This is a genomic window from Scytonema sp. PCC 10023, from assembly GCF_963920835.1.
GTDB lineage: Bacteria > Cyanobacteriota > Cyanobacteriia > Cyanobacteriales > Nostocaceae > Kalymmatonema.
Genome location: NZ_CAWUDP010000205.1, coordinates 1 through 6,057, shown reverse-complemented (window position 1 = coordinate 6,057; position 6,057 = coordinate 1). Strand labels below are relative to the sequence as shown.

The 6,057-nt window shown below is 42.2% G+C and carries 6 protein-coding genes; 4 read left to right on the top strand and 2 right to left on the bottom strand.

The features are described 5' to 3' along the window. Positions 1–293: 293 nt before the first annotated feature. A complete protein-coding gene (locus ACM0OZ_RS47375; RefSeq protein WP_414589912.1) occupies positions 294–1,706 on the bottom strand; it encodes a pentapeptide repeat-containing protein in 1,413 nt (470 codons plus the stop codon). 377 nt (positions 1,707–2,083) lie between these two features. Between ACM0OZ_RS47375 and ACM0OZ_RS47370 the strand changes: the two genes are divergently transcribed. Together ACM0OZ_RS47370 and ACM0OZ_RS47365 are read left to right on the top strand one after the other, a co-directional pair. After that, complete coding sequence (locus ACM0OZ_RS47370) at positions 2,084–2,221, top strand: hypothetical protein (RefSeq protein WP_414589911.1); 138 nt, start codon at positions 2,084–2,086, stop codon at positions 2,219–2,221. Further along, on the top strand, positions 2,206–2,766 hold the full coding sequence (locus ACM0OZ_RS47365) for a CHAT domain-containing protein (protein WP_414589910.1): 561 nt from the start codon (positions 2,206–2,208) through the stop codon (positions 2,764–2,766). The genes ACM0OZ_RS47370 and ACM0OZ_RS47365 overlap by 16 nt, the downstream gene beginning before the upstream one ends. Before the next feature lie 115 nt (positions 2,767–2,881). Here the strand turns inward: ACM0OZ_RS47365 and ACM0OZ_RS47360 are convergent, their stop codons facing one another. Next, complete coding sequence (locus tag ACM0OZ_RS47360; protein ID WP_414589909.1) at positions 2,882–3,664, bottom strand: SDR family oxidoreductase; 783 nt, start codon at positions 3,662–3,664, stop codon at positions 2,882–2,884. A gap of 248 nt (positions 3,665–3,912) precedes the next feature. Here ACM0OZ_RS47360 and ACM0OZ_RS47355 point away from each other — a divergent pair, with 248 nt between their 5' ends. Further along, positions 3,913–5,151, top strand: coding sequence for a PucR family transcriptional regulator (locus ACM0OZ_RS47355; RefSeq protein ID WP_414589908.1), 1,239 nt, complete (start codon positions 3,913–3,915; stop codon positions 5,149–5,151). Positions 5,152–5,343: 192 nt separating this feature from the next. After that, a complete protein-coding gene (locus ACM0OZ_RS47350) occupies positions 5,344–5,643 on the top strand; it encodes an RNA recognition motif domain-containing protein (protein ID WP_414589907.1) in 300 nt (99 codons plus the stop codon). Positions 5,644–6,057: the final 414 nt, after the last annotated feature.

Genomic DNA, 6,057 nt, shown 5'->3' with positions numbered 1-6,057 from the left:
CCCACGTAGCAACAACAGTCTAGAATCCACGTTTTTCAAAGCGTGGAGAGTTCAAGTCTTTACTGGGAGCATCCCTAACTGTGAAACAGCATTCGCAATTCCTGCTGATTGCAAGCAAGGAGAATGCCCACATTGTTTTTTATCTTTTGCTAAAATCTTTTGCTAAAATGACGAAACGTCAGAAGCCTTGTTGACTTTAAAGCCTGTCAATGATTCGCACAAAATGAAATCATGATGGTTGTGATATTGTGAGCCGAAGAACAGGTTTTGATGGGTATACCGGACAAACGAAGTCAATGGAGTTGTGCGATCGCTCCTCGGATAGCAGTGGTAATTGCTCCCTCTTGCATGGCATCCACCAGTTGCTGACCTTGCAGAACAAGAAGCTGTTTGAAAATGGGATCTTTGTCTGCCTCATTCAGAAGCACTTGCTTAATCAGTTCCGCCTGAGTCCCTGTTGTAGTAGCAACACTCTGCCCTTGTAGTTGAGCTAGGAAATTCCGCACCGTGGTTGTGACTTGCACTTGATCGGAACTATTGGCAACGATGTTGCGAACTTGATCGGCGGCTTCATTATATTCAATTTGCCCAGAGCCTGCCAGGTTAGTTATAGTACTGCCAGTAATGAAGAAACTGTTCTCCAATGGACGTTTGCTGAATTCTTTTAGTGCCTCAGCTTGGCTGGTGGCAATTCCTAGTAAGCTGTTAATTTGCTGTTCTTTAGTAGAGAGCAGTTGCTTCAACTCTTCATAGGAGGCATTAAGGCGTTGCTCTATTTCTTTGGTAGGTACGTTCTCATTATGACTTACTTTAACAACCCACAGATCCCCTCGTTTTTCAAGCCCTTTGAGTTCTAATCCCAAACCATCGTCTTCTAAATGGAGTTTTTGCAGGGCAAAGGTGAAAGCACGCCAGTTGACTCCTTCTTTGAAAACTAATTCAACGACATTACCGACTTCTTGATAAAGGGATTCAAATTCTCTGGGTTCAAAATTTCGGTCTGCTGGATAGCGATCGGTAGGTTCTTCCTTTTCGTCTAATTTGCGATAAATATAGTCACACTGGACATTGGTAAAGCAGGTCTGGCTATTGATGTTCCAATCTTGAATGCAGCTTCCAGTTAAATTAGCATTTGTAAAGTCAACATCGATAACCTGTGCATTAGCCAGGATACTTCCGCGTAAGTCTGCACCTTGTAGGTCTGCTCCAGTTAAATCTGTATCAATAAACTTCATACGGCGCAAGTCTGCACCTTGCAGATAAGCACCTCGCAAATTCAAACGGCTAAAATCTGGCTCTTCAGAACATCCCCGAGTCAAAAGTTTCTGTACTTTGGGAATTTCTAAATCTAAATACCGACTATCAACTCTAGCTCTTTCGAGTCCCGTGGCACCTTGGAAACAAGTGCGGTACAGTTTACGTGCGCGTAAATCTGTATTACCTAACTTAGCATTCCTAAAGTTAACTCCGCTTAAGTCTAGGTTATGAAAGGATGTACCACGCCAGGAGCCAGTTGCAAGTGCCCAATTACGCAGCAAATTTGGATGATCCCAAGGTACATTTTGACGTTTATTAACCCACCAGCTACTAAATACCAAGCCAAGACTATATATAAAGCCAGTTACAACTGCTACTGCTTTAGTTGATGGTTCTTGTACCTTCAAATTGTAAACTGCTGTATTAGCACCAAAATTGGTAGCAAGCATAATGAACGCAAGACTGAAGATTTTTAAGCATAGGGGTCTAGCAAATAAGATGTCAAATAGAGCAATTGCAGAACGACTGACGATAAAAGTAATGCTACAGAACGCTAGACCAAATAAAGCAACAAATGCAGTATTCCCTAAAAAGCCAGATGAAATTTTTAGCAGACTTAACTTTGCTAGTAAACTGAAGCTCACTATACACATGAAAAGAGCCAAAGCCCATGCCAGTAGACTTTGGCTCAAGCTCCGATAAATTGCAATTATGAACCAGACGATTAGACATACAGTTGTACATATGTACGAGAAAAAGTCAGAGTCTGCTTTTCCACTTAAAAAAAAAGCGCTAAGACTGCCAAAATAAGCAGATGGTATGCTTGATGCAGAATAAAGCCCAAGGAGCAACAGGGATAATAAAATCTTTACTAAAGCTTGCTGACCTGCAAGCGCTTGAATTAGGTCAGAACTTAAAGATGCTTGCTCAAATTGGCGATCCAATGATTTGCTCCATGCCTTAGTAAAGCATAAACCACAGATTGTACATTTCTCAGGACATGGTGCAGGGGATCAAGGGTTAGCTTTGGAGGACGATTCAGGGCAAACGCAGCTTGTAAGCACTGAAGTCCTAACTCAGTTATTTAAGCTGTTGAAAGAAAAAATAAATTGTGTTTTGCTCAACGCCTGTTATTCAGAAGCTCAAGCTGAGGCAATTCACCAACCCATTAACTATGTCATTGGTATGAATCAAGCTATTGGCGATCGCGCTGCCATCAAATTTGCAGGAGCATTTTATCAAGGGCTGGGGAATGAACTATCCATTGAAGACGCTTATGAGCTTGGGCGCATCGCCATTCAACTAGCAGGCATTCCAGAGTCACTGACTCCAATTCTGAAAATTAGAGCGAAACCTCCTGCTGAAAGTAAAACTAGTTCTCAGCAGGAGCAAAAACAAGATAAACCGGAAGATATTTCACCATTTAGTAACTTATTTAACATATCAAACAGCAGTATCAAAAACGTTAGTGGATCGCGAACAATCAATTATCATGAATCCTCTAGCTAATCGCTAATATCATGACGAGATGAAAACCCACAATTAAGCTACTGCTATTTCCGGTAGCCAAAGTACAATAGAAAAGCAGTGACAAATAATTTGTCGCTCTACAGCTTATCTCTTTCTAAGCTTTCAATAAAGATTCTCCCCCATCAATCCAAACTTCGGTACCAGTAATGTGGCTGGAAGCATCTGATGCTAAAAAGAGAACTAATTGTGCTACCTGCTCCGATGTTCCTGGTTTACCATCAGTCAAAGGAATGTGCCCTTCAGGAAACTCAACAGGTTCTTGAACGCTTTCTAAATCCCGTCTTTGAGTGCTTTCGTTAATATTTGTTTCAATGGCACCAGGGCAAATTACGTTAACACGAATGCGGTGTTTAGCTAGCTCCAAAGCCACCATTTTTGTGAAAGCCACTTGTGCCGCTTTTGTGCAAGAATAAGCAGTAGCGCCAGTGTTACTAAAAATACGTGTACCGTTGACAGATGAGGTGATAATCACAGAACCTCCCTGCTTTTTCAAATAAGGCACAGCGTATTTTACTGTGAGAAACGTTCCTTTTAAATTGACATTTATTGTTTTATCCCACTCTTCGGGTGCCAATTCCTCGATAGGTGCCCATACACCATTAATACCGGCGTTAGCAAACACAATATCCAAGCGCCCCCACTTATCTACAACTTGTTGGGTTGCTTGTTGCATTTCTTCTGGATGTGAGATATCAGCAACTAGTGGTATTGCTTCACCATTATCATTCTGAATTTCGGCAACAGTGTCTTCTAGTTCCTCCTTTGTTCGCCCCAAAGCAGCAACTTTTGCACCTTGTTTTGCAAACAATTTTGCTGTTGCTTTAGCTATACCTGAACCTGCTCCTGTGATTAAAGCTACTTTACCTGCTAGTTGCATAAATAAATATTTTTATTTTTTTAACTAACAGTTGTTTAACATAAACTTGAGTTTTGATTCATACTGCTACTGGCATAAAGATTTTCTCTGTCTAATTGCATAAATCATTAGACAGAGGACAAGCAATACTGTGTAATTTAAAATACGCTTTAACTTGTCTGTCGTAAGATTGATGACGCTACCGTGATGTCTCTTCGATACTGCTTTCGATATGACAGCAATTGCACTTCCCTGGACATAAGAAATAAATGACAGCTTTATTAACTACCACTGCACAATTTGAGCGAGTTGCCAAAATAGTGGCGCAAAGGGTAGCGCAGCTATTGTGTGCGGCAGTTTTTGTAATTGACCAACATTCAATAGCAATTGCCAGTAGCGATCGCAAGCTTGTTGGGCTTTCCTTCAACCATATCTGTGGACAACTCACTTTTGATTACCTACGAGTGCCGATTAATTTTGATACACAAGTAGGTGAAGTGATTATTGGCAAACCTGACAATGGTGAGGAAATTTCTCCTCGCTTAGCACAGGTCATCGTGGAACTGGTAGTTAATCAAACAGCAGTCATTGATGCTTTGCCTAACCAACATCAGTTAAAGAATAAGTTTATTTACGATTTACTTAACGGTTTAATAGATGACGAGGCAACTGTCCTACACCATAGTAAACTTCTAGGCTTAGATTTAACACCACCCCGTGCAGTGATTTTAATCGATGCTGCCGATTACATTTTAGGAAATGGAGTCTCTGATGAAGACTTGGAGAATGTCTCAGCGTCACTGCGTCCCCGCGTCGCCACCTCCTCTTTAGCAGAGGCGCAAATACGGCGACGGGCTACTTTAGTCATTGGCAGTGTTGTCAGCTTTTTCCATCTGCCTAACGATACAATTTGCGCTTATCTCGGTGATGGCGAGGTGGCTGTCCTTAAAGCAAGCGATACGAAAAACTTGGGGAGTTGGGCAAATCGTGGCGATGTTCCAGACCAGTGTAGTTCTTCTTGGGCAAATCTCACAGCGCTAAAGCGGGCGGCAGAGGCTTTATTATCAAGGTTACGAGCTGATACCGACGCATCGATTAGCATTGGCATTGGTCGCTATCACCCAGGAATGCGCGGACTTGCCCAATCATACCAGGATGCACGGGCAGCTTTGTCTTTGGGGTGCCGCTTTCGCGATCGCAATCAAGTACATTGCCTTGATAGATTGGGAATTGCAGCTTTTATTGGGGTTGCGGATGAGCAGACAAAAATCGAATTGGCAACATATCTATTGAGTCCTCTCAACCACGAACCGGAATTGCTCACAACCTTAGATACCTTCTTTTCTGAAGACTGCTGTCCCTCTTCCACAGCAAATCGACTGTCGATTCACCGGAATACGCTGAGTTACCGATTAGATAAGATTACTTCGCTCACTGGACTTGATCCACGCCGCTTTGATGATGCGGTGCAGATTCGTTTGGCTTTGCTGATGCGGAGACTGCGGTGATTGTTAATATAACTTTTTGTAACAAGTTTTCAAGCTCGCCCCTAATACTGCGCTGCGATGTTATGATCAAAGGTGAGAATTAATTCGGCGACTTCGTTTGTTTTTAGTATTGACAGGCTTTTTCCTTTTGGTATTTACAGGCTCCTCTCCGAAATCTAAATCTCTACACACTTATGATTTTGGAGATAATCTATGTCACTTTATGTAGGTAACCTCTCTTACGAAGTTACACAAGATGATCTGAATGCTGTTTTTGCAGAATATGGTTCTGTAAAACGTATTCAGCTACCTACTGACCGTGAAACAGGTCGTCTGCGCGGCTTTGGTTTTGTGGAAATGGGTACAGAAGCTGAAGAATCAGCTGCCATTGAAGCTCTTGATGGCGCTGAATGGATGGGTCGTGACCTTAAAGTAAATAAGGCTAAACCCAGGGAAGATAGAGGTTCGTTTAATGGTAACCGAGGCAACAACAGCTTCCGTAACCGCTACTAAGCGAAATAGATTAAACCCTATTGCTCTTAAATAACTTCTCTTGAACCCACCCAGATTCCCATCTGGGTGGGTTCGTTTTTGCCAAGGAATCGCTTGTTAATGTTGCATTTTTTTTTTAAGTGCTACATTCATTTACCTAACTCCATAAGAAGGCTCCCGCCATACTGTACACAGGAAAGCGGTGAGATGAATTATGGGTCAAAACCGAGACGCACCTTAACCAATTTTCTGTGTAACAGAAACAGGGCGAGGTGCAGTCGAGGTTTTGACAATCTTTACCTTTGCGGGAACTTAGAATCATCATCGTCGTCTTACCATGTATAAGTCGTGGTAAGATTAGCTGATGATAGTATACGAAGCCAAGTTGGAAGGAACAGATAGCCAGTATCGCAAGCTCGATGAAGCTTTGCGGAC

Excerpts from the sequence above, each read along its gene's own strand:
- ACM0OZ_RS47375 (WP_414589912.1), bottom strand. The coding sequence starts at position 1,706 with ATGCTTGCTACCAATTTTGGTGCTAATACAGCAGTTTACAATTTGAAG.
- ACM0OZ_RS47370 (WP_414589911.1), top strand. The coding sequence starts at position 2,084 with ATGCAGAATAAAGCCCAAGGAGCAACAGGGATAATAAAATCTTTACTA.
- ACM0OZ_RS47360 (WP_414589909.1), bottom strand. The coding sequence starts at position 3,664 with ATGCAACTAGCAGGTAAAGTAGCTTTAATCACAGGAGCAGGTTCAGGT.
- ACM0OZ_RS47355 (WP_414589908.1), top strand. The coding sequence starts at position 3,913 with ATGACAGCTTTATTAACTACCACTGCACAATTTGAGCGAGTTGCCAAA.
- ACM0OZ_RS47350 (WP_414589907.1), top strand. The coding sequence starts at position 5,344 with ATGTCACTTTATGTAGGTAACCTCTCTTACGAAGTTACACAAGATGAT.